At 41.3% G+C, this 218-nt stretch carries 1 protein-coding gene; it reads right to left on the bottom strand.

The window, feature by feature from the left end:
- Positions 1-33: 33 nt before the first annotated feature.
- Positions 34-218, bottom strand: a 185-nt coding sequence (locus B2X72_RS21325) for a nucleotide exchange factor GrpE (RefSeq protein ID WP_286851421.1), incomplete at its 5' end; no start/stop codon positions are given.

Here is a 218-nt window from a genome sequence, read left to right as displayed (position 1 = left end):
TCGTAATAATCTCTTTTTGACATCGTCTTAATATTATTGACCTATAACTACCTTTGCGTGACGGATCACTTTGTCACCTAAGTAGTACCCCTTTTCGATCACGTCCACTACTTTATTCTTTAATTCTGCTGTGGGTGCAGGAATTGCCGTGATAGCTTCTTGTAATTCAGGATCGAAGGCTTGGCCTGTAGCTTCCATTTCCTTTAACCCCAATTGCG

The organism is Sphingobacterium sp. UBA7253 (assembly GCF_002472745.1).
GTDB classification, from domain to species: Bacteria; Bacteroidota; Bacteroidia; order Sphingobacteriales; family Sphingobacteriaceae; genus Sphingobacterium; species Sphingobacterium siyangense.
This window is presented reverse-complemented; position numbering and strand designations above follow the sequence as displayed.